This is a genomic window from Intrasporangium sp., from assembly GCF_039812505.1.
Lineage (GTDB): Bacteria > Actinomycetota > Actinomycetes > Actinomycetales > Dermatophilaceae > Intrasporangium_A.
Map to the genome: position 1 here is coordinate 1 of NZ_JBDIAQ010000003.1, position 24,739 is coordinate 24,739.

The following is a 24,739-nucleotide window of genomic DNA, read 5'->3' on the forward strand; positions in this document are numbered from 1 at the left end:
AAGAAGTTCTCCTCGCTGCAGACCGCCCAGGACCCGCACATCACCTTCACCTACAACCGCAAACCCAACCCGGCCGCGATCCCGGACCTGGGCGGGCCGGCGGACGGCGCGAACTCGTTCACGACCCCGGGCACCGGGACGGTGCTGTTGTTCACCAAGGATGCGACCCCGAAGCTCTACTCGTCGGCGACCGACCCGGACGCCAGCAAGGTCGCGGTCACCTTCGAGGTGCACACCACGACGACCTCACCGTCATCGGCGACCCTGGCCGCCTCGTGCGTCACCGGGTTGGGCGCCTCGGGCGCGAAACTGTCATGCCCGGTGGGCACGCCCCTGGCGGAGAACAGGACGTACTACGTGCGGGCCGCGGTCAGGGACGAGCGAGGCCTGTGGAACGGGTCCTGGTCACCGTGGCGCACCTTCTACACGCTCTGGTCCGCCCCGCCGACACCGAAGGTGTCCTGCGACCGCGGCTACACGGCCGGGACGTGGACCGACACGGACCCGGCCGGCCCGGTCACCTGCAGCATCACGGCGGCCGGGGTGGCCGGCACGTACCAGGCGCCCGGCTACCTGGATGTCACCGTCGACGGGGTGACGCAGCCACGGCTGGCGATCACCCCGACCAACGACCCGGCCGTGGTGCACAAGACGGTCACATTCGCCGCGACCGCACGCGGCTACCACGAGATCAAGGTGACCGGGGTGTCCCGGTCGTTGACGCTCTCCGCGCAGGCGGTGTCCGGGTTCGGGTGGGGCGCCGCGTCGCTGTCCGCCCCGGCCGCGGGCACCGCCTCCTCCGGCAGCGTGCGCGTCATCGCCGGTGGCCCACCGAAGGGCACCGCCACGAGCGTGACGGCCAAGCTGCGCTGGCGGGTCGCCGGCGCCGGGAACGAGGCCACCGGCTGGACCGATGCCGCCGCCGGCCCGGTGACGGTCACCCCGGCCGGGACGGACCCGGCCACCCACAGCGCGGTGTTCGACCTGACCAGCGCGACCCGCGGCAGGCCGACGCGTCCGTGGACCTGCCCACCCGCACCCCGGTGCGGCTGGACGTGCAGGTCTGCTTCACCTACACCGGCGCCTCGACCAGCACGCAGTGCACCTGGTCACAGTCCCCGGTCACCGTCACCCGGCTGCCGCACGCGTTCGGTGCCGGCTACCCCACCGCCGACACCGGGATCGGGCAGGTCGCCCTCTATACCGGTGAGGTGGCGCTCGAGGCGACCGACGTGTCGGTGCCCGGCTACAGCGGCCCGATCACCCTGTCCCGTTCGCACGTCTCGTTCGCCGGGGACCAGTCCCTGCCCGGCTGGCCGGCCGACCCGGTGACCGGGGTGTTCGGGCCGGGCTGGACCGCGTCCCTGCAGGGCGGCCCCGCCGGGCTGGCCGGGCTGCAGGTGCTCGACAACACCGGCATCGACGGGTCGATCGCGTTCGTCGACGAGCAGGGCGAACCGCTGGTGTACGCCAACCCGGCCGGCACCCGCAGCTACCCGACCGGGGGCACAGTGGTCTACGAGCCGGCCACCCTGGACACCGACGCGGCCGGGGTGCGCCTGGGCGTGACCGGCACCGGCACCGGGATGCGGCTGATCCTGACCGAGCACGACGGGACCGTCACCACCTGGGCGCCGCTGGGCGCACCATCCCTGTCGGGCACGACCTGGCGCCCGGAGAGCATCAGCGAGCCCGGCCAGACCGGCCAGACCACCTTCGGGCGGGACCCGGCCGGGCGGGTCACCCGGATCCTGGCGCCCGTCCCGGACGGGATGACCGGCACCGCCTGCCCCACCTCCGGCGCCCTGGCCCGCGGCTGCCGCGCCATCGACATCGGCTACGCCACCAGCACGACCGCGACCTCGGGCACCCCCGGTGATGTGAGCGGGCAGGTCAAGACCGTGACCGCGTGGCTGTGGAACCCGGCCACCTCGGCGATGACCCCCACGATCGTGGCGGCCTACGCGTACGACACCTCGGGGCGGCTCGTGCAGGTGCGTGACCCACGCACCGGCCTGGGCACCGACTACACGTGGGAGGGCGCCAGCACCCGCATCGCCTCGGTGCGCCCCAGCGGCCTGGCCGCGACCAAGCTCGGCTACAGCACTGGGAGGCTGACCCAGGTCACCCGGGAAGCGCCCACCGCCGGGCAGCCGGACGTGACGACCGGCCGGTACGTGTACGCGGTGGCCACCTCCGGGACCGGCCTGTCGGACCTGAGCGCGACCAGCGTCGCCGCGTGGGGCCAGGCCAAGACCCCGAGCACGGGGTACGCCGTGTTCGGGCCGGACTACACCGGCCCGGTCACCGGCCCGGGCGTGGACTGGTCCTACGCGGACCTGTCCTACGTCGATGACCTCGGCTACACCGTCAACACCGCCGGCTACGGCGCGAACGCGTGGCAGGTCACCGCCACCGACTACGACACCGCCACCGGCGCCCCCGTCCGGGAGCTGACCGCCACCGCGACCGCGGCCGCCGCGGACCCGGCGATGAGCCCAGCGCAGGCCGATGCCCTCTCGACCCAGACGTTCTACAACAGCGAACAGCAGGACGGCTCCGGCAGCGTGATCCTGCCCGCGGGGGCGCGGGTCACCGACACGTACGGGCCGGCCCGGCAGGTGGCCCTAAGCGACGGCACCGCGGTGATCGCCCGCCCGTACACCCACACCGACTACGACCAGGGCGCCCCCAACGGCGGGGTCAACCCGGCCACCGGGCAGGCCTACTCGCTGCCCACCACCGTCACCGTAGCCGCCGCCGGGATCGGCGCGGACCTCGAGACCATCTCGAGCACCACCACCGGCTACGGCAAGATCGACACCAACGATCCCGGCGAGGGCGACGGGTGGGCGCTCGGGCTGGCCACCACGACGACCACCGGTGGGATCACTCGCACCACCGGTTACGACACGCTCGGGCGGATCACCCAGACCCGCCAACCCCTCTCGACCGGGGCCGACGCGGGCACCACGAGAACCGTCTACTACCGGCCGGACGCCCCGGCCGGCGCGGACCCGGCCTGCGTGAACCGGCCCGAGTGGGCCGGGCTGACCTGCCGCACCTACCCGGCCGCCGCGCCCAGCTCCGGCCCAGCCCTGCCGGGCGCCACCACGACCGGCTACTCGATGTGGCTGGCCCCGACCAACGTGGTGCAGACCTCCGGGACCGCCACCCGCACCACCACCACCGGCTACGACACCGCCGGTCGGGCCGTCTCGAGCCAGACCAGCACGGCCGGCCTGCCGGGCTCGGCGGCCCGGCCCGGCAGCTACACCCGCTACAACAGCGATACCGGCCTGGTGGACTACACCGGCTGGCTCGATGCTGCCGGCAGCGACGCCGAGCCGGTCGGGCGCACCAGCACCGGCTACGACCGGTGGGGCCGGGCCACCACCGTGACCGGTGACGCCGGGACCGTCACCACGACCTATGACACCGCCGGGCGCGTCGCGGCCGTCACCGACGCGAACGGCACCACCGGGTACGGCTACGACGGCCCCGGCGAACGCCGCGGCCTGCCCACCACCCGCACCGTCACCCGCCCCGGCACCGGCGGCACCCTGACCTGGACCGCGACCTATGACCGGGAGGGCCGGATCACCCGGCAGACCCTGCCCGGGCGGCTGACGCAGGTCACCGACTACGACCAGGGCGGCCAGCTCGTGGCCCTGTCCTACCTCGGGCAGGTCACCCCCGTGACCGTCGGCACCGACCCGGACACCGGCGAGCCCACCTACACCCCCGCCACCCCGGTGCAGGACCAGCCCTGGCTGACCTGGGCCACGGTGGGCGACATCACCGGCCGGGTCCGGCTGCAGACCACCGGCACCGGCGCGGCGTTCGACCAGGGCGCCGGCGTGGCCACCATCGAGGACGTCGCCGACTGGAACGCCCAAGCCGTCGGAGCCGGCGCCGGCTACGCCCGCGAGTACCGCTACGACAGTGCCGGGCGGCTGACCTACGCCCGCCACGCCGAGGCCACCCCCGACCCGGCCACCGGCACCCTGGCCAGCACCTGCACCGAACTGGCCTACACCCTCGATGCGAACGGCCGCCGCACCAACCTGGCCACCACCACCCACGAGGACGGCGACTGCGCCACCACCGGCACCGTGAAGGCCATGAACACCAGCGGCTGGGACGACGCGGACCGGCCCACCACCAGCCGGGCCGGCACCGGGACCTACGTCTACGACCTGCTCGGCCGGCAGACCAGCCTCCCCGCCGCCGACGCCCCCAACCCCGGCAACGGGGCCATCACCCTCGGCTACTACGACGACGACCTGCCCCGGGCCATCACCCAGGGCGAGACCAGCACCACGTTCACCCTCGACGCGACCGGGCGCCGCGCCACCCAGACCAGCACGGGCCCGGCCGGGATCACCACCACGGTGCGCCGGTACACCGACGACTCGGACAACCCCGCCTGGGTCGAGACCACCGCCCCTGGCGCGAACACACCCGTCACCACCCGGTTCGCCGAAGCCATCGACGGCGACCTGTCCGCCACCATCAGCCAAGACGGCGCCACCAGCCTGAACCTGGCAGACCCGCACGGCGACACCCTCACCACCGTCACCATCGAGGCCGCCCAGGCGGGCAGCACTCCCGCCGTGACCATCAACGGCTGGGCCGGCTACGACGAATACGGCACCCCCACCGACCCCGCTGCGACCGACCAGGTCGACGGGCCCACCGGCTACGGCTGGCTCGGCGCCAAACAACGCTCCACCACCAGCGACACCGCCGGCCTGACCCTCATGGGCGTCCGCCTCTACAACCCAACACGAGGACTCGTCACCTCAACCGACCCCATCCCCGGCGGCAATACATCATCGTATGTTTATCCCACCGATCCAGTAAATCAATTTGACCTGGATGGGCGCTGGTGCTTCATGGGCGTGGGCACAACGTGCACTCGATGGGCGACAGACAGGTATGGCCTGACATTCCCCATCCGCCCAAGTGTTCGGAACAAACTGACAACCAAGCACGGGCTTTCCCTATATGCGATCCGGGAGATTGCTGCGCGAATCAAATACTCACGCGCTGAGGGAAGCGCGAGAGTCTATATTTCCACGTTTTATGAATACTCTTGCTCGCGCACATGGTGGTTCGGAACAAAATGCTGGAGGAATGGAAATACCGCCACCGTTAAAATGATTGTTGATACGCGATCGTATGGAGGCGGTGGCATTAAGGGCTTGGTGACTATGTATTGCCTTGGGCGAACGGTGTGTCCCACGTGGCTGAACAAGAACCCCTGGAAGTAGGGTTGCGGTGGAGATCGAGAATGTCACAGGCGAGACTTGGGCTTCTTCTCTCAAACGCGAGGTGCGTAGGCAGACAGCCTTAGCCGGTGCAGGCGCAGAACTTGAGGGCCTCGTAGTCGAGATTGTTAACGCACATATGCTCACCTTAACCTGGTCGCCATCGATTTGGAAAGGCCGCGCCGGGATCATGCTGGAACGCGGGATGTTGAACCGTTATGACCTGCTTCGAGACCGGAGCCTGCCAGAGTTGGCGTTTTATGTGGTTCACCTCGGTCTGTTGGAACCGCGTGACATAGATGACTTTGAACCGCCGGATACCAAGGAGGTAAGGTGGCTTGAGGCAGATCGTTGGATTCCGGAATTCGATGCATGATCATAGGCTTCACGAGTAACTATTCAGGACCCCGGCGTGGCGCGGGGCTGATGTGGCTGGTGGTTCGGTAGGTTCTGGAGATGCCCGGTGCGTCGCTTGAGGAAGTCCTCGCGACGGTGACGCGGCTGCAGGCCCGGGTGGCCGAGTTGGAGACGGCGAATGCTGAGCTGGTGAGGGCGAACGCTGAGCTGGCGACGCAGAACGTCGAGCTGCGCCGTCGGCTGGGTATGAACTCGGGCAACTCCTCGAAGCCGCCCTCGAGTGACGGTCCGGACAAGGCACCACCGAAGTCGTTGCGCAAGAAGACCGGCCGCAGGCCGGGTGGGCAGCCGGGCCGGGCGGGGTCACGGTTGGAGCAGGTGACCGATCCGGACAAGACGATCGTGCACCGCCCGGGCAGGCGCGCCGGGTGCGCCGGGGTGTTGGGCCCGGACGCGCCGGTGGCCGGCCGGCCGGTGTGCGCCAAGTGTTCGACCTGCCGCAGATCGCCGTGGAGGTGACCGAGCACCAGATGCTCGCGGTGACCTGTGGGTGTGGGCACACCACCCGGGCGCAGGCACCGGACCGGGTGGCCGGCCCGACCAACCTGGGCGAGGGGATCACCGCGGTAGCGGTGTACCTGTCCACGGTGCAGCTGATCCCGATCGATCGGGTCGCGGCCGCGATCGAGGCGCTGTACGGCATCGCCGTGTCGACCGGGTGGGTCAGCTCGGCGCTGGAGCGGGCCGCTGCGGCAGTGGAACCGGCGAGCGAGGCGATCAAGGAGCAGATCGCCGGGTCCGGGGCCGCGTTCTTCGACGAGTCGATGACCAAGGTGTGCGGCAAACGCGCCTGGTTCCACGCCGCGGCCACCGGCACGCTGACCGCCTACCACGCCGACGAGCACGGCCGCGGGTTGGGCGCGATCACCGCGTTCGGGATCCTGGATGCGTTCGCCGGGGTCGCGGTGCACGACGCGTACGCCGCCTACTACTCGGACGTGATCAACCAGGACGGGATCACCCACGCCCTGTGCATCGCTCATATCCAACGCGAGCTGCGCGCGGTCGCCGAGCACGACCTGGCCGCCGGCAAGGACGGGTGGGCCGCACAGCTGCAGGCGCTGGTTGGCGACATGTTCCGCTGGCGCGACACGTGGCACGCCGCCGGACACGAGCAGGTCCCCAAGTTCAAGCTGGACAAGATCATCGCCGAGTGGGACACCCTGCTCGCGCGGGCGTTGGACGTGCACCCGCACCAGCCCGGCCGCCTCGCTGGGCAGACCCACGCCCGCCGCCTCGCGCTGCGGCTACGCGACCGCAAGGATGACTACCTGCGTTGGCTGACCGACTTCACGATCCCGGCGACGAACAACACCGCCGAGCAGTCCGTGCGGATGATCAAGACCAAGACCAAGGTCTCCGGCGGGTTCCGTACCCTGGCCGGGCTGCAACAGTTCCTTACCCTGCGCGGCTACCTGGACACCCTGCGCAAGAACGGACGCCACCTCATCACCGACCTACGCCACGCCCTCCAAGGCAACCCTTGGATCCCAGCCCCCGCCTGAGACCTGAGTAGTTACCCCCAGCTCGGTCGCCGGGACCTTGACCTGCTCGGCGACGAACCCCACCACCTCGTCCGGCAGCTCTGAGGTCAGGGCAAGGAACTCGAACCGCGCGCTCAACGCTGCACGAACCGCCGGTCACGCGCGAAGGCGCGCGCCAGGCTCGGAGCGTCCTCCGGTACATCGAGTGCAGCAACCAACACGTCGAACTGCTCTGCCGACATGAGCGTGCGGTCCGCACGGACCTGAAGGTGCGGCACTCGATCGAGCACCGCCCCACGCACGAACTCCGTCGCGGTGGTCTGCTCCAAGGCCGCCGCCACGAGGATGGCGGCCTTGTTCCGCTGAGACACGCAACTCGATGCGATCGGTCTTCGTCATGGCGAGGTGGTACTACACGTGTCCGTACAAGAGACCTGTGTTCTCGACCGATTCTCACACGCAGCATGACGACAGTAAGATTCGCCATCGGGGCCGGAACTACCACGCTGAGACGGTGATCCCACCCAGATCTCTGCGCGTCTTGCCGAGGTCACCGGCGGCAGTCCGTAAGGTCGCTGTGTGCGTGTCGGGTTGTCCTCGCTGATGGATGCCGGGCTGTCGGGTCTGGCCGCGGAGACGCGCGCATTCTATGGGCTTCGCAAAGCTGGCCGAGGACCTGGCAGCCTGGACGAGCTTCGCACGGCTCGAGCCGCAGCTCTCGAACCTGCCAAGACCAGTCCTGCTCCGAGCACCGAGCTGGTCGGTGACGGATACCGTCGGGTCCCGGCTCGGATTCACCTGCCGGCTCGAGATCCTGCCCAGGGCGTTCTGCTGGACATTCACGGCGGCGGCTTCTACATGGGCTCGGCTGCCGGAAGCGACGTCCGCAACAGGTGCCTTGCCGATGCGCTGAACATCGCCGTGGTCAGCGTCGACTACCGCCTCGCACCAGAGCACCCGTGGCCGGCGGCGCCCAATGACTGCGAGACGGTTGCGCTGTGGCTGGCGGAGCACGCCGAGTCCCGGTTCGATACGGCGACTCTGGCGATTGGCGGCTTCTCCGCCGGCGCGACGCTCGCAGTAGCCACTCTCCTCCGGCTTCGTGATCGCGGGGTCACTGCGTTCCGGGGCGGCGTGTTGCAGTTCGGTACCTACGACCTGTCCGCGCAGACGCCCGCCGGTCGGCTCATCCGCGACGAGTACTTTCTCGACGCGTACGCCGGGGCAGCGCCAGACCGGACGCATCCCGATCTTTCGCCGGCGTTCGCGGAGCTCACGGGCCTGCCGCCGGTGTTGATGATCGTCGGGAGCGAGGATGTGCTGCTGGAGGACAACCTTGCGATGTCCGCGCGTTTGGCGGCTGCGGGCGTCGAGTGCGATCTGCGTGTCTACCCGGCCTGCCCGCATGGGTTCACCGGACATCCGACGCCGATGGCACGGGCAGCGCTGGACGGAATCGACGGATGGCTTCGGGGCATTCTGGACGCAGGGCTTGCCGCCGCCGAGTAGCCGCTGTACCCGCAGCAGCGTGCTGGCGCGCCTGCTCGAGACCGTCGTCCTTCCGGCACGGGTAGCGGGGCGCGGCAGCGCAGGCCAGGGGCTGCCTGGCCCCGGAACTGGTTGTGGCGCGCCGGCACACACCCGCCCCGAACCGGCTGAGCTGTTCTGCGCCGCCCGTGCCACACGCCGTCCCCGTGGCACGATGACGCCCATGACCACGCGGCTGCTGCTGCTCGACTCCGCGAGCCTGTACTTCCGGGCCTACTACGGCGTCCCCGAGCGGTCCGCCCCGGGCGGGGTGCCGACGAACGCGGTGCGCGGCTTCCTCGACATGCTCGCGGTGCTGATCGACCGAGTCCGGCCCTCCCACCTCGTCGCGTGCTGGGACAACGACTGGCGACCGGCGTTCCGAGTTGCGGCCATTCCGTCCTACAAGGGCCACCGGGTCGCCGACGCGAGCGGCGCCGAGGACGTGCCGGCCGCGCTGGAGGTCCAGGTGCCGCTCATCGTCGACACTCTGGCTGCCGTCGGCTTCGCCCGGCTCGGGTCCGACGGCTACGAGGCCGACGACGTCATCGGCACGCTGGCCGCCAGGTACAAGACGGCGATGCCCGTCGACGTCGTCACCGGCGACCGCGACCTGTTCCAGCTGGTCGACGACACCACGGGACCGGTCCGGGTGGTCTACACGGCCAAGGGGGGCGTGCGCTCCCCCGACCTCGTCGACGAGGCGTACCTGCGCGAGCGGTACGGCATCGACGGTGGCCCGGCCTACGCGGACCTGGCCGTGCTGCGGGGTGATCCCAGCGACGGGCTGCCGGGGGTGCCCGGCATCGGCGAGAAGACGGCGGCGGCGCTGATCACGAGGTATGGCGACCTGGCCGCCCTCCGGGCCGCGCTCGCCGCCGGTGACCCGGCCGTCAAGGGGGCCCAGCGGGCCCGCCTCGAGGGCTCGGCGGCATACCTCGACGTCGCGCCGGGCGTCGTCGCCGTCGCCCGTGACGTGCCGCTGGACGACGTGGACCTCGCGGTCCCCGACCGGGTGGCCGACCCGGTCCTGATGAGCCGGCTCGCGACCGAGCACCGGCTCACCGCCTCGTTCGACCGCGTCCTGGACGCCCTGGGGATCGGCTGAGCCCGCCCCGCTCAGTCGACGCGGTCGGCTGCCACGACGCCCCGCAGCACCGAGGCGGCCGCCAGCCGCGCGGTCTCCTGCAGGACCGGGTCGCCCGCGTCGGTGAGCTGGCCCAGCAGGTCGATGACCTGCTTGCACCGCCGCACGAAGTCGCCGGCCGCCAGGTCGCTGCCGCGCAGCACCTCCTCGAGGCTGCGCCCGACGGCCCAGCGATGCACCGCCCAGGCGATACCCGCGTCCGGTGCCGCGGTGCGGGGCAGGCCGCGCTCGGCCTCGGCCGCGTCGATGCCCGCCCAGATGTCGGACATCCACTCGGCCGCCTCCCGGACGTCCTCGGTCGGCCACCGCGGGTTCAGACCCACCTGCTCGCGGCGGGGTTCGTGGACCAGCACCGACACCGCGGCGGCGAGCCCGGCCGGGTCGAGGCGCGCCCAGACCTCCCGGCGTAGGCACTCGGCGGCGAGCAGGTCGCGTTCCGTGTACAGGTGGCGCAGCGCTTCGCCGGGCCCGGTCACGTGCTGCCCGTCCGGCTCGAGGTAGCCCATCAGGACCAGCAGGTCGCAGGTCCGGTCGAACGCCCCGGCCACCGTGCTGGTGCGGCCCGCGATCCGGCGCTGCAGCCCGTCCGTCTCGCGCTGCAGCCGCCCCCACCGCTCGGCCCAGCGCGCATGGGTCTCCCGGTCGGGACAGCGGTGGCACGGGTGCTGGCGCAGCCTGCGCCGCAGCTCGTCGACCCGGTGGTCGGCGGCCGGCTCGGACGCGGGCCGGCCCGCGCGGGGCGGCGGGTCGTGCGGCAGCGCGGCGCGCAGCGTCGCCGCGAGGTCGCGCCGGGCCTTCGGGTTCCTGGGGTTGAAGTGGCCGGGGACCCGGATGGCGCCCACCGGCTCGATCGACTCCGGGACGTCGTGCAGCGAGAGCCGGCGCAGGTGGTGGTCCTCGGTGACGACCGCCGGCGAGGCGGTCGCGCCCTTGCCGGCCCGCGCCGTGAGCACGACGACCGCGAGCCCCCGGTGGCGGCCGGCGGGGATGCGGACGACGTCGCCGACCCGCAGCGACTCCAGAGAGGCCGCGGCCGCCGCCTGGCGGGAGGCCGAGCGGGCCCGGGCACCCTCCTTCTCCAGCCGGCGCAGCTCGGCCCGCAGGGCGGCATACTCGGCGAAGTCACCACGGTCGCACCGCATCGACTCCGCGTAGCCGGCCAGGGCCGCCTCGTTGCGCCGCACCGTCCGGACGAGGCCGACGACGGCCCGGTCGGCCTGGAACTGGGCGAAGGAGCTCTCCAGGATCGACCGGGCCCGGTCGCGGCCGACTTGGTGCACGAGGTTGACGGCCATGTTGTACGTCGGCCGGAAGCTCGACCGGAGCGGGAAGGTGCGGGCCCGGGCCAGCCCCGCGACGGCCTCCGGGTCCAGCCCCCGGTGCCACAGCACCACCGTGTGACCCTCGATGTCGATGCCGCGGCGTCCCGCCCGGCCGGTCAGCTGGGTGTACTCGCCCGGGGTCACCTCGACGTGGCTCTCGCCGTTGAACTTCACCAGACGCTCGATCACGACGGTGCGGGCCGGCATGTTGATCCCGAGGGCCAGGGTCTCGGTGGCGAAGACGGCACGGACCCGGCCCGCGGCGAAGAGCTCCTCGACGATCTCGCGGAAGGTCGGCAGCATCCCGGCGTGGTGCGACGCGTACCCCCGCGACACCCCCGCCACGAAGTCCCAGTAGCCGAGGACCCCGAGGTCCTCGTCGGCCAGTCCCTGGACGCGCTCCTCGACGAGCCGGCGGTTGCGCTCCCCCTCGGCGTCGGGCACCAGGCGCACGCCATGGGCCAGCAGCTGCGCCACGGCGGCGTCACAGCCGGCGCGGCTGAAGATGAAGGTGATGGCCGGCAGCAGCCCGTCCCGTTCCAGCCGGGCGATGACCTCGGCGCGGGTCGCGCCCCCACCGGGCCGGCCGCCCCGGACGAACCCGCGACCGCCGGGCCCCCCGCCCGGGCCGCCGGGCCGACCCGGCCGACCCCGCTCGTCGCGGCCCCGGCCCCGTTCGTCGCGCCCCCGGACGCGGCCCGGCGGTCCCCACGCCTCCCGCGCCTCGATGCTCCGGATGCTCTCCAGCAGGTCGGGGTTGACCCTGATGGGCCCACCCGCACCGGTCGGCTCCTCGGCGAAGAGGTCGAACAGGGTCCGGCCGACCATCAGGTGCTGCCAGAGCGGGACCGGGCGGTGCTCCGAGACGACGACCCGGGTCGCGCCGCGCACCTCGGCGAGCCAGGCGCCGAACTCCTCGGCGTTCGAGACGGTGGCCGACAGGGACACCACCCGCACGTCCGGGGGCAGATGGATGATGACCTCCTCCCACACCGCCCCCCGGAACCGGTCCGCGAGGTAGTGCACCTCGTCCATGACCACCCAGCCCAGACCCGAGAGGGTGCTCGAGCCGGCGTACATCATGTTGCGCAGCACCTCGGTGGTCATGACGACGACCGGGGCGGCGCCGTTGACCGACGCGTCCCCCGTGAGCAGGCCGACCCGGTCCGGGCCGTAGCGGCGCGCCAGGTCGGCGTACTTCTGGTTCGAGAGCGCCTTGATCGGGGTCGTGTAGAACGCCTTGCGACCCTGCTGCAGGGCCAGGTCGACGGCGAACTCGCCGACCACCGTCTTGCCCGCCCCGGTGGGTGCGGCGACGAGCACGTCGACTCCGTCCTCGACGGCGCGGCACGCCTCGACCTGGAAGTCGTCGAGCCGGAAGTCGAGCCGGGCGGCGAAGCCGGCGAGCCGGGGCCGGTCCGGGGGGGTCATCGTGGTCCCGGCGACGGCGGCCGCGGCGCCACGACGCGCAGGGCCCCGGGCACGACCTCGACCTCCACCGGCAGCGGCGCGAACGGCTCGCCGTCGGCCTGCGCGCGGACGCCGACCGCCTCCAGCCGGACCCGCACGGCTCGCCTGATCTCGACGTACGGGTGGCTGACGTGCCGTCCCGAGTAGACGGTGGGGAACACCCGGAGGAACCTCGGGACCGAGACCTCGTGCAGGATGAGCACGTCGAAGCGCCCGTCCGTCGGGTCGGCGTCGGGACAGATGCGCATCCCACCGCCGAAGGAGGCCGTGTTCGCGACCGCGACGAGCATCGCGCGGGTCTCGATGCGCTCCCCGTCGCACTCGACGACATAGGGGATGGGGCGGAAGACCGGCAGCTCGCGCAGGATCGCCAGCCCGTAGCGCAGCTGCCCGCGGGGCCAGCGCATCGCCTCGGCCCGGGCCGCCACGACGGCGTCGAACCCGGCCCCGAGCACCCCGCCGAACCAGCGCCGGTCTCCCGGGGTGCAGACCCGTCCGGCATCGACCCGCCGGGTGTGCCCCGCCCGGATCAGCGATACCACGGCCTCGGGATCGCGCAGCGGAAGCCCGAGGTTGCGGGCGAAGTCGTTGCCCGTACCGGTCGGCACGAGAGCCAGGTGCACGGTTCGTCCCGCGGTCAGGTTCACGCCGAGATGGGCCGTGCCGTCGCCACCGACGACGCACAGGGTGTCGGCCCCCGCCTCGATGGCCGCCTCGGCCCGGGTCCGGGCGGCCGCCACCGAGTCGCCGCTCGCGTCCGTCACCCGCGCGCCGGCCCGACGGAGCAGCTCGATCGTGTGTCGGCCGGCCGACCGGCCGGCGCCCTTGCCCGCAGCCGGGTTGACCACGACGGCGACGTGCCGGGCCGCCGCCCCGGCGCCGCCGGGCGGCGCGGAAAGGTGCTCGGACACAGCCGAACGCTACAGGGCCGACGCCTGGTCGTCGGGGACGTCGAGCCAGTCCGGCTTGTTCCGCTCGCGCCGCCGGTCGAAGAAGAACGCCAGCCCGACCGAGGCGAAGAAGAGGACCACCATGGGCAGCGCCAGCACGATCATGGTGTACGCGTCCGGGGTCGGGGTCATGACCGCGGCGAAGACGAAGATCACCATGACGGCGGGTCGCCACGCCTTCAGCAGGGTGCGCGCCGGCAGGACGCCGGCCAGGTTGAGTGCCACGAGGAACACCGGCAGCAGGAAGGCGCACCCGAAGGCGAGGATGAACTTCAGCACGAAGTTGAGGTAGGCCGTGCCCTCCTGCAGGTTGTAGACCCCGGTCGGGGTGAAGTCGAGCAGCACGCCGACGGCCTTGGGCACCATGACGAACGCGGCGTAGCACCCGGCGAGGAACAGCGGCACGGCGGCGGCCGCGAACAGCCGGGTGACGCGCTTCTCCTTCTTCGTCAGCCCCGGGACGATGAAGCCCCAGATCTGCGACAGCCACACCGGCGAGGTGAGGATGACGCCGACGAAGAGCGAGACGGTGATCTTCGTCGCGAACGGGTCGGTCATCCCGCCGAAGTTGATGTTGACCAGACCCGCGTCACCGCGCTCGGCGGCGACGTCCTTGAGCGGTTTGAGCAGCCGGCCGATGATCGCGTCGTAGTAGATCCAGCCGACGACCGCCCCGGCGAGGACCGCCCCGCCCGAGATCATGACGCGGTTGCGCAGCTCCCGCAGGTGGTCGGCCAGCGACATCCGCCCTTCGGGGTTGCGTTTGCGCAGCACGGACGGCCTTCAGCTCACGACTCGGCAGGACTTCGTCGGTATGCCGCCCGGCTCACACCGTGGTGTCGCCGCGGAGCCGCTCGGCCTCCGCGCGCGCCTCGGCAGCCTTGCGCTCGGCCTCGTCCGCCCGGGCCTCGGCGGCGCGCCGCTCCTCGTCCTTGGTGACGACGTCGCCCTTGATGGTGGCCTGCGAGGCGGCGCCGTCCTTCTTCATCTCGTCGACCTCGGACTTGAAGACCCGGGCCGAACGGCCGACGCTGCGCGCCATGTCGGGCAGCTTCTTCCACCCGAACAGGGCGATGATGATGATCGCGATGATGATGAGCTCTGGGGCTCCCAGGCCGGCCATGGTCGTCTCCTCAGACGTCTGGGCCCGGCCGAGGGCCGGGGCGATGCGGTGCTGCGTCTGCCAGTGTACGTTGCCGGGCCGGGCCCGGTGCCGGCCTCAGCCCGCGCCCGGCCCGTCGCCCACGCCCGGCCCGTCGCCCGTGGTTGCACCCGTCCGGTAGGCCCGCAGCGCGTCGCGCGCCTCCTCGGCGATCCGGGCGGCCAGCTCGACCGGACGCACGACGCGCGCGGCACCGCCCAGCTGCAGCACCAGACGGCGGACGAGGGCGACGTCGGCGACCCGCAGCGTCACGAGCGCCGAGCCGTCGGCCCGGTGCTGCACCGACTCGGTCGGGTAGTAGTCGCCGATCCAGGCCGCCTCCGGGCTCGCCTCGATGACGACGACGATGTCGTCGTCGCCGGGCACGAAGACCTCGTCGCCGGGGTCGCGCGGTCGCGCCCCCTCCGGTGGCGTGCCGTCGACGGGCAGCACGGTGGCCGCCTCGACCCGGTCGAGCCGGAACATCCGCACCCCCTGCGCCCGGTGGCACCATCCCTCGAGGTACCAGTGCCCGTCCAGGTTGAGCACGCGCATCGGGTCGACGTCACGCTCGGTGGCCTCGTCGCGGGAGGGCACCCAGTAGGTCAGGTGCAGCCGCCGGTGGCCTCCGAGCGCGGTGCGGACCGGCCCCATCGCCGGGTGCCGGCTTCCGTCGTCGATCTCGAGGTCGAGGGCCGGTCCGTCCAGCGCCGCGCTCGCCGCGCGCAGCTTGGCCAACGTCCGTTCGACCACGTCGGGCCGCACGAGCGAGGCGACGAGCGCGTGCAGGCCCGCCGTCAGGGTGACCGCCTCGTCGCGTGTCAGCCGCATCGGCGCGGCGATGTCGTCGGCGTTGGACAGGTAGATGTGTCCGTCCTCCCACTGCGCGTCGATGAGCTCCGCGTGCGTGCCGCCGGGGGTGCCGCAGACGAACAGCAGGCTGAGGTCCTGCTCGACCTGCTGCGTGGTGACCCCGAACTCGGCCGCCGCCTGCGCGACCGGCACCCCGGGGTGCTGCAGCAGCCACGGCACCATCGTCAGCAGCCGCTGCAACCGCTGGGTCGCGGTCTCCGGCGGGCGGCCCCGCGGCGTCATCGCGCCGCCCACTCGTGGGCGTGGGCCGCGCCGGCGAGTGCGGCCCGGACCAGCTCGACCAGCTCGTCGGGCGCGAGGGCCACCGCCGCCGCGCCGAGCGCGGCCACCTCGTGCTCGGTCCGCCCGCGCACCCACGCCACCTCCAGCTCGACCCAGTCCGGCCCGGCCGGCGCCTCGCGCAACGCCTGCCGTCGCAGGCTGTGGCCCGTGCCCCGGCGCACGCGGACGAGGGCCGTGCCCGGCTCGTCGTCGGGCTCGGACGTCCGCAGGTCCAGCGCGATGCCGGCGTCGTGCGGCACCTCGTAGCAGCCCGGCCGACCCTGCCGGCGCACCGGGCCCACCACCCGGCCCAGGCGGAAGGCCCGCTGCTCGCCCCGGTCGAGGTCGTGCGCGGCCAGGTACCACCGGCCGTGCCAGCTCTTCAGGGTCCACGGCTGAACATGGCGGGTCGAGACGGTGCCGTCGGCCCGCCGGTAGTCGAAGACGATCGGCTGCCGGGCCAGGACCGCGGCGTGGACGGCGGGAAAGGCCGGCTCCCTCGTGCGGATCCGGGGCTCCACCCCCGCGGGCACCGACTCGTCGACCTCCACGCCGGCCAGCCGCAGCTTGCGCAGTGCCGCCGCCGCCGACCCGCTGATGCTGGCTCCCGACCAGGCCCGGGCGGCGAGGGCGAGGGCGACCAGCTCGTCCGGCGCGAAGGAGATCGCCGGCAAGGTCGTCTCCGATGAGTCGATCCGGTAGCCGACCTCGTCGTCGAAGAATGGGTCCAGCACGGTGGCCCGGACCTGGATGCCGAGCTCGCGCAGGTCGTCCTTGTCGCGCTCGAACATCCGGTCGAACGCCTCGACGGACGAGGCGGTGCGGTAGTCGTCGATCGACTGGCGCAGGCGCTGCTTCGAGACGGGCCGGCGCGCCGACTTCAGCGCGAGGATGAGGTTGAGCAGCCGCTCCGTCTTCTCGGCGGAGGGCGAGGCAGGGCTCATGGCGTCAACCTATCCGGTCGGTACATTCACGACATGATCCAGTGGCGGTCCGGTGTCGTCGTGCAGCAGCGCTCCGGCTGGGCGGGCGCGAGGGAGTATGCCGCTCGGCTCGACTCCGGCGAGACGGTCCGGGCGCTCGGGTACGTCGACGTGGTCGGCGAGCTCGCGCCCGGTACCCGGGTGCTGCTCAACACGACCGCGCTCGAGCGCGGCCTGGGCACGGGTGGCCTGGCCATCGTGGTGGCCGCACCCGACGCCCTGCCCCGGCCGGTGCCCGAGGTGACCGCGGTGCCGGGCCATCTCGTCAAGGCGCGCTACACACCGAGCCAGACGATGGTGCTCGGCGTGGACGAGCAGGACAGCGCGCACCACGCGGTCCTGCGGGACGCCGACGACCTGGCCGGTCTGCCGGTCGTCGTCGCCGACCTGCACTCGGCGCTGCCGGCGATCGTCGCCGGGGCGCGGGCCGTCGAACCGGCGGTCGTGGTCGCCTACGTCATGACGGACGGCGGCGCCCTGCCGCTCGACTTCTCCCGCACGGTCGCCGGGTTGCGGGACGCGGGCTGGCTGGCCGCGTCGATCACCGTCGGCCAGGCGCACGGCGGCGACCTCGAGGCGGTCACCGTGCACACCGGCCTGCTGGCTGCCCGGCACGTCGTCGGGGCGGACCTCGTGGTCGTCGCGCAGGGCCCCGGCAACCTCGGCACCGGCACCCGGTGGGGCTTCTCCGGCACGTCGGCCGGCGAGGCGGTCAACGCCGCCGGCGTCCTGCACGGGCGTCCGGTCTGCGCTCTGCGCGTCTCGCAGGCCGACCGGCGCGAGCGGCACCGCGGGCTCTCGCACCACAGCCGCACGGCATACGGGCGGGTTGCGCTGGTCGCCGCGGACGTGCCCGTGCCCGTGCTGCCCGGCGCCTTCGGGCAGCTGGTGCGAGCGCAGGCGCACGAGCTGTGCGCGGGTACCGCCGGGCGGCTGGCTGCGCACGACGTGTCCTGCGACGGCCTCGACGCGGCCCTGCGCGCGGTCCCGGTGCCGCTGTCGACGATGGGGCGGGCCTACCAGGACGACCGGGCCGGCTTCCTCGCCTCGGCGGTCGCCGGCCGGTTCGCCGCCGCCCTGCTGTCGGGGGCCGGACCGTGACGGGAACGCCGCGCGGCTACCGCACGTCCTCGAGGTCGACCACGAAGATGAGGGTCTCCCCCGGTCCGATCGCCGCGCCGGCGCCCTTGTCGCCGTAGGCGAGCTCGGGTGGGACGGTCAGCCGGCGCCGGCCACCGATCTTCATCCCGGCGATGCCGCGGTCCCAGCCGGGGATCACCATGCCGACTCCGAGGCGGAACTCCAGCGGCCGGCCCCGCCCCCACGAGGAGTCGAACTCCTCGCCGGTCGAGCGCGCGACCCCGACGTAGTGGGCGCTGACGGTGTCGCCGGCCTTCGCCTCGGGACCGTCGCCCACGATGAGGTCCTCGACGACCAGCTCGGTCGGGGCCTCGCCCTCGGGGAAGTCGATCTCGGGCTTGGTGCGGTGCGGGTCGAGGGCCATGCTGCTCTCCTGGCTGGGGGTCGTGCGTCGGGCGTCGTGCGTCGCTGGTCGGGTGGCGCCGGCCGAGCCGCCGGTCAGTACGCGTCGAGGATGTCGACGACGAAGACGAGCGTGTCGGTACCGGAGATCTTGTCACCCATGCCCTGGGCGCCGTAGCCGTCCGCCGGTGGGATGACGAGCAGCACGCGGCTGCCGACCTTCTTGCCGACGAGGGTCTTGTCCCAGCCGGCGATCACCGCCCCGACGCCGATCGGGAAGTCGGCGGGCGTCCCGCGCTGCCAGGACGAGTCGAAGACGGAGCCGTCCTTCCAGAGCACGCCGTGGTACTGGGCGGTGATCGTCTGGCCCTTCTGCACGGCCGGCCCGGTGCCCTCGATGAGCGTGGCCTGCTCGGTCCTGGTCGGCGCGGCGCTCTTCGGGATCGTCACGGTCGGCGCCTTGGTCGGGCCGTCGGGGAAGGTGACCGTGGGCAGACCGGCCGGGCTCGGCCGCTGCGTGCCGGTGATCTCGGTGAGCCCGGTGCGCACGCTCTTGACATCGGCGACCACGACGATCGTGTCGGTGGGCCCGATGCCGAGGTTCGTGTTGCCGGCACTGCCGAAGCCCTCGCCAGGCGGGATCGTGAACGCGACCCTAGAGCCTCGCTGGACCCCGGTCAGCCCCTTGGCGATGCCCTTGACGATGTCGGTGCGGGCGAGCCGGAAGCCCTCGGCGGTGCGGCCCTTGCCGTACCCGTCGTCGAGCAGCTTGCCGCTCGTCCCGTTGAAGATCTGGGCCCGGATGAAGACGGTGTCCTTCGCGGTCGACTCCGGCCCGGTGCCTTTCACCAGGACGTGGCTGGTGACGGTGCTCGTGGACACCGGTTTGGCGGTGAACTTGACCTTGGGGGCGGTCTTGAAGTCGACCGGCCCGCTCGCGGTGACCGCGTCGATGCCGACCGCACCGGGCAGTGGGGTGGCGACCGCCGCGGTGCCTCCGGTGGTGGCGCCTTGGGTCGCCGGCGTGCCGGACGAGCCGCACGCGGCGAGGAGGGACAGGCCGAGCGCGGCGACGATGGCCGCCGCTGGACGGGTGGGACGCACGAGGACCTCAGAGGTGGTAGGGGGCGCAGGCGTGGTCACTGTAACCCGCGAAGGTATGAGCGGCTGCGCCCGCCCGGACCGGTCAGAGCACGCGGTGGCGAGGCGGCGCGGACCGTTCGATCGACTCCATGAGCCGCTCGACCCGCTCGTCGACCGCGCGGAACGGGTCCTTGCACAGGACGGTGCGCTGCGCCTGGTCGTTCAGCTTCAGGTGCACCCAGTCGACGGTGAAGTCGCGGCCGTGGGCCTGTGCCGCCCGGATGAAGTCGCCCCGCAGCTTGGCGCGGGTGGTCTGGGGCGGGCGCACCTTGGCCTCGAAGATCTCGACGTCACTGGCGACCCGGGCAGCCCGGCCGTGCGCCTGCAGCAGGTTGAACAGACCGCGGCGCCGGTTGATGTCGTGGTAGGCCAGGTCGATCTGCAGCACCCGTGGGTCGGACAGCCCCAGCCCGTGCCTGGCCCGGTACCGCTCGATGAGCTGGTGCTTGATCACCCAGTCGATCTCCGTCGCGACGAGGTCGAGCTCGCCGGTGCCGATCGCGTCGAGCGCTCGGCCCCACAGGTCGAGCACGTGCTTGACGTCGTCCGAGACGATTCCCTCGCGGTCGACGAACCCGGCCGCCTGGTCGTGGTACTCCCGCTGCATCTCGAGCGCCGACATCTCGCGGCCGTTGGCGAGCCGCACGGTGGCCCGCCCGGTGACGTCGTGGCTGATCGTGCGGATCGCCCGGATCGGGTTCTCGAGGGTCAGGTCGCGCATGACCACGCCCGCCTCGATCATCTGCAGGACGAGGTCGGCCGACCCGACCTTGAGCAGGGTCGTCGTCTCGGACAGGTTGGAGTCGCCGACGATGACGTGCAGGCGCCGGTACTTCTCGGCGTCGGCGTGCGGCTCGTCGCGGGTGTTGATGATCGGCCGCGAGCGGGTCGTCGCGGACGACACGCCCTCCCAGATGTGGTCGGCTCGCTGGCTCACCGCGAACGTCGCCCCGTGCGGCGTGGCGACGACCTTGCCCGCGCCGCAGGTGATCTGGCGGCTGATCAGGAACGGGATGAACATGTCCGACACGCGCTGGAAGTCGCCGGCTCGGCTGTAGAGGTAGTTCTCGTGACAGCCGTAGGAGTTGCCCGCCGAGTCGGTGTTGTTCTTGAAGACGAAGATCTCGCCCTCGACGCCGTCGTCCGCGAGCCGCAGCTGGGCATCCTCGACGAGACCCTCGAGGATGCGCTCGCCCGCCTTGTCCTGGATGACGAGCTCGCGCACCGAGTCGCACTCGGCCGTCGCGTACTCGGGATGTGAGCCGACGTCGAGGTAGAGCCGGGCGCCGTTGCCCAGGAAGACGTTGCTGGACCGCCCCCAGGCGACCACCTTGCGGAAGAGGTAGCGGGCCACCTCGTCGGGCGTGAGCCGGCGCTGGCCACGCGTGGTGCACGTGACGCCGTACTCGTTCTCGATCCCGAAGATGCGCCGCTGCATGGATCCACTCTAGGTGGCCGGGCTTTCGCCCGCCGCGAACGCGGGTTCCCGCGGGCGGCCGGACGTGCTCTGCTTGCCGGATGGCTCGCGTCCTCGTCCTCGGTGGCACCTCGTGGCTCGGCGGCCGGGTCGCGCGGGTGGCGGTCGAGGCCGGGCACGACGTGACCTGTCTCGCCCGGGGCCTCAGCGGCCCGGTCCCGCGCGGCGCCCGCCTCGTGCGCGGCGACCGTGACGACGAGGGGGTGTATGCCGCCGAGCTCGGCCGCGGCGCCTGGGACCTGGTGGTCGACCTGGCCCGGGCCCCCCGCCACGCCCGCGGCGCCGTCCGGACCCTGGGCGGTGCGGCCCGGGCCTGGGTCCTGGTCAGCTCGGTCTCGGTCTACGCCCGGCACGACGAGCCCGGGGCCGACGAGTCCGCGCAGCTGCTGCCCGCCCTGCGGGCCGACTTCGCCGCGCCCGAGCAGTACGGCGAGGGCAAGGCCGCCTGCGAGGCGGCCGTCACCTTGGCCCGCGGTCCGGACGCGCTGCTCGTGCGGGCCGGGCTCATCGTCGGGTCGGGCGACCGCAGCGACCGGTTCGGCTACTGGCCCGGGCGCTTCGCCCTCGCGGCCCGCGACGGCGGGCCGGTGCTGGTCCCGCGGCGCCGCGACCGGCCGGTCCAGTGGGTCCACGTCGACGACCTGGCGCGCTGGGTCGTCTCGGCGGGGCTGGCCGGGGTCACCGGGTTCCGGAACGCGGTCGGCCCGGCGGTCCCGCTGGGCGCCGTGCTCGACACGTGCGCCGCCGTGGCCGGGTTCACCGGGGAGCTGGTGCCGGCCACCGACGACGCGCTGCAGTCCGCCGGGGTGCAGGAGTTCATGGGCCCGCACTCGCTGCCGCTGTGGCTGGCCGACCCGGCGTGGTGCTCGTTCATGGACCGCAGCGGGGCCGCGGCTCTGCGCGACGGGCTCACCCACCGGCCGCTCACCGAGGTGGTCGCGGACGCAGCCGCGTGGGAGACGCGGCTGGGCCCGGCCCGGACCCGCAAGGGCGCCGGCCTGGACCGGGCCGAGGAGCGCTCGGTCATCCGCCGGTTGCGCTGACCGGCGCGGGCGACCCGCGTCGGGACGCTGGGACGGCCGGGCGGTGGGAGGGCCGGGACGGTGCGACGCCCGGGGCGGGTCACTCGACGCGGGGGGCGAGCACCCCGTAGTCCTCGCGCGTCACGGCCCGGTCCTGCAGCTGTCCGCTCGCGTCCGGCACGGCCACGGGTCTGCCGTCCTCGACCAGCTGCACCCCGGTGGCGAGGGTGTCGGCGGTGATGGTGAAGACGAGCTGGCCGAGCGCGTTGACCTGCTCCTGGACCGGGAGCCGGTCGAAGCCCGTCGGGACGTCGACGCGGGCGATGTCCCCCCGGCCCATCGACCCCCGCAGCGGCTGGACCGAGACGGGGATCGCCGAGCGCAGGCCCTGGGCCTGCTCGTCCGGCGACAGCGGCGCCGAGAGGGCGGCGAGGGTGGGCTGCAGGCCCGGCCCGGGCGCGACGGTGCGCGTCACCCGGAACAGGTGCGCCCCCTTCAGCAGGTAGACCTGCATGCTGAGCGGCACGCCCGTCATCACCGTGGACGGCACGGGGGCCGCGGTCTGCGGGGGGATGCTGATGACCACCGGGCGGTCCTGCGGACCGATGCCGCAGCCGGCGAGCAACAGGCCGCAGGCGGCATACGACAGCAGCCGCGCCGGCCGGCGGGCACGGTCGCGGTCAGCTGCGGGCACTGGGCAGGGTGATGACAAACCGGGCACCTCCCCCCACGCGGTCCTCGATCTGGACCGTGCCGCCGTGCGCGGCCACGTGGCGGCGCACGATGGCCAGCCCGAGCCCGACGCCGCCCTCCGTGACGGCACCCGCGCGGGCGAACCGGTCGAAGACGAGCGAACGGCGCTCGGCGGCGATGCCGGGCCCACGGTCGTCGACCTCGATCCGCACGTGATCGTCGTCCGCCCGCGAGAGCCGCACGGCGACACAGCCCCCACCGTGGGACTCGGCGTTCGTGACGAGGTTGACGATGGCCCGCTCGAGGCGCCTGCGGTCCACCACGACGGTCAGGTCCCGGGCGTCGTCCGCGACGGTCGTCACCGCTCGGCCGGCCGCGCTGTCCGCGGCGATCCGGACCAGCTGCCCGATGTTCGCCGGCGCCAGCACGAGCCCCTCCCCCGCGTCGTGCCGGGAGATCTCGAGCAGGTCGACGACCAGCGCCCGGAACCGCTCCAGGTCGCCCTCGAGCAGCTCGAGCGGCTCGCGCAGCTCGGCCGGCAGCTGGTTCTCCCGGTTCTTGATCACCTGCATCGAGTTCAGCATCGTGGTGACCGGGGTGCGCAGCTCGTGGCCGACGTCGGCCGCGAACCGGGCATCGGCCTCCACCCGGTGCTGCAGCTCGCCGGCCGTCCGGTTGAACGAGGCGGCGAGCGGAGCCAGGTCCGGGTCGTCCCCGATCGACAGGCGCGCGTCCAGCTGCCCGCCGGCGACCGCCGCGGCGACCGCGTTGAGCTCGTTGAGCGGACGCAGCGCGATGCCGCTGGCGACCCGGCCGAACGCCGCGCCGAGCAGCGTCGTGGCCGCCGCCGCCCCGGTCAGCACCCAGGACAGCGTGCGCAGCGTGTCCTCGGTCTCGTCCATCGGGAACACCTCGAAGAAGGCGTCGTCGCTCTGGGCGAGCGGTATCCCGACCGCGAGGTAGAGGCTGTCCTCGAGCCGGATCCGCTGGGTGGCCGTCTCGCCCGCGATCGCCTCGGCGATCAGCTCGCTGGGCAGCGTGCCGGGCTGCACCCGCGGCGAGGTCGCGTACCACCGTCCCGCGACGACCGCGGTCGCACCGATCGACCCGTTGGTGGGCAGCCCGCCCAGCAGCAGGGCCACCGACTCCCGGCGCAGGGCGATGCCCTCCGATACGAGCGACCGGTGCAGGTCGGCCTGGGCCAGGGCCGCCGACTGGCGCTCGCTCACCAGGTACCTGGAGACCACGCTCCAGGCGACGAGGGACAGCAGGGCGGACAGGGCCAGCGCGAGCAGTCCGAAGGCGAGCGACATGCGCTCGCGCAGGCCGAGGCGTCGCCCGCCCGGGATCCGCGGACCACGCTCCCGGCCGCGCACTACCCCACCAGCCGGTAGCCGAGACCCCGCGCCGTCACGACGTGACGGGGGTTGGCGGGGTCGCGTTCGACCTTCAGCCGCAGGCGGCGGATGTGGACGTCCACGATCCGGCTGTCGCCGAAGTAGCCGTAGCCCCAGACCCGGTCGAGCAGGTGCTCGCGGCTGCAGATCCCCCCGTCCGCGACGGCGAGCTCGGCCAGCAGGCGGAACTCCGTCCGGGTCAGGCTGAGCTCCTCGTCGTCGCGCCGCACCACGCCGTCGTCGAGCCCGATGCTCAGCTCGCCGCACCGGACCCGTCGGCGGCGCTGGTCGCCGGCGGGCTCGACCCGGCGCAGCAGGGCCCGGATCCGCGCGGCCAGCTCCTTGGAGACCAGCGGCTTGGTGACGTAGTCGTCGGCTCCCGCCTCGAGACCCGCGACGACGTCGTGGCTGTCGGTGCGGGCGGTCACCATGATGACCGGCACGTCGCTGTCCTTGCGGATCTCCCGGCACACCGAGAAGCCGTCGCGGTCCGGGAGCATGACGTCGAGCAGCACGACGTCGGGTGGCTGCTCGCGCATGGCGGTGAGGCACTGGGCGCCGTCGGCCGCCTCGGTCACGTGGAACCCCTCGTCCTGCAGTGCCATCCGCAGCGCCCGCCGTACCCGGGAGTCGTCCTCGACGAGCAGCAGCTGGCGGGTCATCCCCACATTCTCTCC

21 protein-coding genes and 1 pseudogene are annotated in these 24,739 nt (G+C 72.8%); 9 read left to right on the forward strand and 13 right to left on the reverse strand.

Going from position 1 to position 24,739, the window contains the following annotated elements; all coding sequences use genetic code 11:
• From WMI84_RS00795 to WMI84_RS00815, 5 genes and pseudogenes are all read left to right on the forward strand, one after another.
• Window positions 1-1,332: pseudogene (locus WMI84_RS00795) on the forward strand (hypothetical protein); the annotation flags it as partial.
• Window positions 1,239-5,276: a hypothetical protein gene (locus WMI84_RS00800; RefSeq protein ID WP_347350153.1), complete on the forward strand. Its 4,038-nt coding sequence runs from the start codon at window positions 1,239-1,241 to the stop codon at window positions 5,274-5,276. The pseudogene WMI84_RS00795 and the gene WMI84_RS00800, both read left to right, overlap by 94 nt.
• 7 nt (window positions 5,277-5,283) lie before the next feature.
• The gene (locus WMI84_RS00805; protein WP_347350086.1) at window positions 5,284-5,649 is read left to right on the forward strand and encodes a hypothetical protein; all 366 of its coding nucleotides are present in this window, start codon (window positions 5,284-5,286) and stop codon (window positions 5,647-5,649) included.
• A gap of 80 nt (window positions 5,650-5,729) precedes the next feature.
• Window positions 5,730-6,149 (forward strand): DUF6444 domain-containing protein, encoded by a 420-nt coding sequence (locus WMI84_RS00810; RefSeq protein ID WP_347350087.1) that lies wholly within the window; start codon window positions 5,730-5,732, stop codon window positions 6,147-6,149.
• Entirely contained in the window at window positions 6,116-7,195 is a 1,080-nt protein-coding gene (locus WMI84_RS00815) for an IS66 family transposase (protein WP_347350088.1), read from the forward strand. Before WMI84_RS00810 ends, WMI84_RS00815 begins: the two co-directional genes overlap by 34 nt.
• Before the next feature lie 113 nt (window positions 7,196-7,308).
• On the opposite strand, the gene WMI84_RS00820 is transcribed toward WMI84_RS00815, so the two are convergent.
• Window positions 7,309-7,545, reverse strand: a complete 237-nt coding sequence (locus tag WMI84_RS00820; protein WP_347350089.1) for a DUF1778 domain-containing protein — start codon at window positions 7,543-7,545, stop codon at window positions 7,309-7,311.
• Window positions 7,546-7,753: 208 nt separating this feature from the next.
• On the opposite strand from WMI84_RS00820, the gene WMI84_RS00825 reads away from it, so the two are divergent.
• Together WMI84_RS00825 and WMI84_RS00830 are read left to right on the forward strand one after the other, a co-directional pair.
• A complete protein-coding gene (locus WMI84_RS00825; protein ID WP_347350090.1) occupies window positions 7,754-8,683 on the forward strand; it encodes an alpha/beta hydrolase in 930 nt (309 codons plus the stop codon).
• 193 nt (window positions 8,684-8,876) lie between these two features.
• Entirely contained in the window at window positions 8,877-9,809 is a 933-nt protein-coding gene (locus WMI84_RS00830) for a 5'-3' exonuclease (protein WP_347350091.1), read from the forward strand.
• Between the two features lie 11 nt (window positions 9,810-9,820).
• Here the strand turns inward: WMI84_RS00830 and WMI84_RS00835 are convergent, their stop codons facing one another.
• The 6 genes from WMI84_RS00835 to WMI84_RS00860 all read right to left on the reverse strand — a co-directional run bounded on the left by WMI84_RS00835 (window position 9,821) and on the right by WMI84_RS00860 (window position 16,809).
• Window positions 9,821-12,601 (reverse strand): DEAD/DEAH box helicase, encoded by a 2,781-nt coding sequence (locus WMI84_RS00835; RefSeq protein WP_347350092.1) that lies wholly within the window; start codon window positions 12,599-12,601, stop codon window positions 9,821-9,823.
• A complete protein-coding gene (locus tag WMI84_RS00840; RefSeq protein WP_347350093.1) occupies window positions 12,598-13,551 on the reverse strand; it encodes a YegS/Rv2252/BmrU family lipid kinase in 954 nt (317 codons plus the stop codon). The genes WMI84_RS00835 and WMI84_RS00840 overlap by 4 nt, the downstream gene beginning before the upstream one ends.
• Window positions 13,552-13,560: 9 nt before the next feature.
• Window positions 13,561-14,364: a twin-arginine translocase subunit TatC gene (tatC, locus tag WMI84_RS00845; protein ID WP_347350094.1), complete on the reverse strand. Its 804-nt coding sequence runs from the start codon at window positions 14,362-14,364 to the stop codon at window positions 13,561-13,563.
• A 52-nt stretch (window positions 14,365-14,416) separates the two neighbouring features.
• Window positions 14,417-14,713 (reverse strand): Sec-independent protein translocase subunit TatA, encoded by a 297-nt coding sequence (tatA, locus tag WMI84_RS00850; RefSeq protein ID WP_347350095.1) that lies wholly within the window; start codon window positions 14,711-14,713, stop codon window positions 14,417-14,419.
• A 96-nt stretch (window positions 14,714-14,809) separates the two neighbouring features.
• Window positions 14,810-15,826, reverse strand: a complete 1,017-nt coding sequence (locus tag WMI84_RS00855) for a WYL domain-containing protein (protein WP_347350096.1) — start codon at window positions 15,824-15,826, stop codon at window positions 14,810-14,812.
• Entirely contained in the window at window positions 15,823-16,809 is a 987-nt protein-coding gene (locus WMI84_RS00860; RefSeq protein ID WP_347350097.1) for a WYL domain-containing protein, read from the reverse strand. Before WMI84_RS00860 ends, WMI84_RS00855 begins: the two co-directional genes overlap by 4 nt.
• A 33-nt stretch (window positions 16,810-16,842) precedes the next feature.
• Here WMI84_RS00860 and WMI84_RS00865 point away from each other — a divergent pair, with 33 nt between their 5' ends.
• Window positions 16,843-17,949 carry a DUF3866 family protein gene (locus tag WMI84_RS00865; protein ID WP_347350098.1) on the forward strand — a complete coding sequence of 369 codons (1,107 nt, stop codon included), beginning with the start codon at window positions 16,843-16,845 and terminating at the stop codon, window positions 17,947-17,949.
• A 16-nt stretch (window positions 17,950-17,965) separates the two neighbouring features.
• Here WMI84_RS00865 and WMI84_RS00870 read toward each other — a convergent pair whose 3' ends face one another.
• From WMI84_RS00870 to pafA, 3 genes are all read right to left on the reverse strand, one after another.
• A complete protein-coding gene (locus tag WMI84_RS00870) occupies window positions 17,966-18,352 on the reverse strand; it encodes an FKBP-type peptidyl-prolyl cis-trans isomerase (RefSeq protein WP_347350099.1) in 387 nt (128 codons plus the stop codon).
• Window positions 18,353-18,426: 74 nt separating this feature from the next.
• Complete coding sequence (locus WMI84_RS00875) at window positions 18,427-19,434, reverse strand: FKBP-type peptidyl-prolyl cis-trans isomerase (RefSeq protein ID WP_347350100.1); 1,008 nt, start codon at window positions 19,432-19,434, stop codon at window positions 18,427-18,429.
• A gap of 82 nt (window positions 19,435-19,516) precedes the next feature.
• Window positions 19,517-20,911, reverse strand: a complete 1,395-nt coding sequence (gene pafA / locus WMI84_RS00880; RefSeq protein ID WP_347350101.1) for a Pup--protein ligase — start codon at window positions 20,909-20,911, stop codon at window positions 19,517-19,519.
• Between the two features lie 80 nt (window positions 20,912-20,991).
• Here pafA and WMI84_RS00885 point away from each other — a divergent pair, with 80 nt between their 5' ends.
• Entirely contained in the window at window positions 20,992-21,993 is a 1,002-nt protein-coding gene (locus WMI84_RS00885; protein ID WP_347350102.1) for an NAD-dependent epimerase/dehydratase family protein, read from the forward strand.
• Between the two features lie 79 nt (window positions 21,994-22,072).
• Here WMI84_RS00885 and WMI84_RS00890 read toward each other — a convergent pair whose 3' ends face one another.
• From WMI84_RS00890 to WMI84_RS00900, 3 genes are all read right to left on the reverse strand, one after another.
• A complete protein-coding gene (locus WMI84_RS00890) occupies window positions 22,073-22,666 on the reverse strand; it encodes a GerMN domain-containing protein (RefSeq protein WP_347350103.1) in 594 nt (197 codons plus the stop codon).
• Window positions 22,653-23,978 carry a HAMP domain-containing sensor histidine kinase gene (locus tag WMI84_RS00895; protein WP_347350104.1) on the reverse strand — a complete coding sequence of 442 codons (1,326 nt, stop codon included), beginning with the start codon at window positions 23,976-23,978 and terminating at the stop codon, window positions 22,653-22,655. Before WMI84_RS00895 ends, WMI84_RS00890 begins: the two co-directional genes overlap by 14 nt.
• 62 nt (window positions 23,979-24,040) lie before the next feature.
• On the reverse strand, window positions 24,041-24,724 hold the full coding sequence (locus WMI84_RS00900; protein WP_347350105.1) for a response regulator transcription factor: 684 nt from the start codon (window positions 24,722-24,724) through the stop codon (window positions 24,041-24,043).
• Window positions 24,725-24,739 lie beyond the last annotated feature (15 nt).

Excerpts from the sequence above, each read along its gene's own strand:
- WMI84_RS00885 (WP_347350102.1), top strand. The coding sequence starts at position 20,992 with ATGGCTCGCGTCCTCGTCCTCGGTGGCACCTCGTGGCTCGGCGGCCGG.
- WMI84_RS00895 (WP_347350104.1), bottom strand. The coding sequence starts at position 23,978 with ATGTCGCTCGCCTTCGGACTGCTCGCGCTGGCCCTGTCCGCCCTGCTG.
- WMI84_RS00855 (WP_347350096.1), bottom strand. The coding sequence starts at position 15,826 with ATGACGCCGCGGGGCCGCCCGCCGGAGACCGCGACCCAGCGGTTGCAG.
- WMI84_RS00810 (WP_347350087.1), top strand. The coding sequence starts at position 5,730 with ATGCCCGGTGCGTCGCTTGAGGAAGTCCTCGCGACGGTGACGCGGCTG.
- WMI84_RS00835 (WP_347350092.1), bottom strand. The coding sequence starts at position 12,601 with ATGACCCCCCCGGACCGGCCCCGGCTCGCCGGCTTCGCCGCCCGGCTC.
- WMI84_RS00860 (WP_347350097.1), bottom strand. The coding sequence starts at position 16,809 with ATGAGCCCTGCCTCGCCCTCCGCCGAGAAGACGGAGCGGCTGCTCAAC.
- WMI84_RS00900 (WP_347350105.1), bottom strand. The coding sequence starts at position 24,724 with ATGACCCGCCAGCTGCTGCTCGTCGAGGACGACTCCCGGGTACGGCGG.
- WMI84_RS00830 (WP_347350091.1), top strand. The coding sequence starts at position 8,877 with ATGACGCCCATGACCACGCGGCTGCTGCTGCTCGACTCCGCGAGCCTG.
- tatA (WP_347350095.1), bottom strand. The coding sequence starts at position 14,713 with ATGGCCGGCCTGGGAGCCCCAGAGCTCATCATCATCGCGATCATCATC.
- WMI84_RS00870 (WP_347350099.1), bottom strand. The coding sequence starts at position 18,352 with ATGGCCCTCGACCCGCACCGCACCAAGCCCGAGATCGACTTCCCCGAG.
- pafA (WP_347350101.1), bottom strand. The coding sequence starts at position 20,911 with ATGCAGCGGCGCATCTTCGGGATCGAGAACGAGTACGGCGTCACGTGC.
- WMI84_RS00865 (WP_347350098.1), top strand. The coding sequence starts at position 16,843 with ATGATCCAGTGGCGGTCCGGTGTCGTCGTGCAGCAGCGCTCCGGCTGG.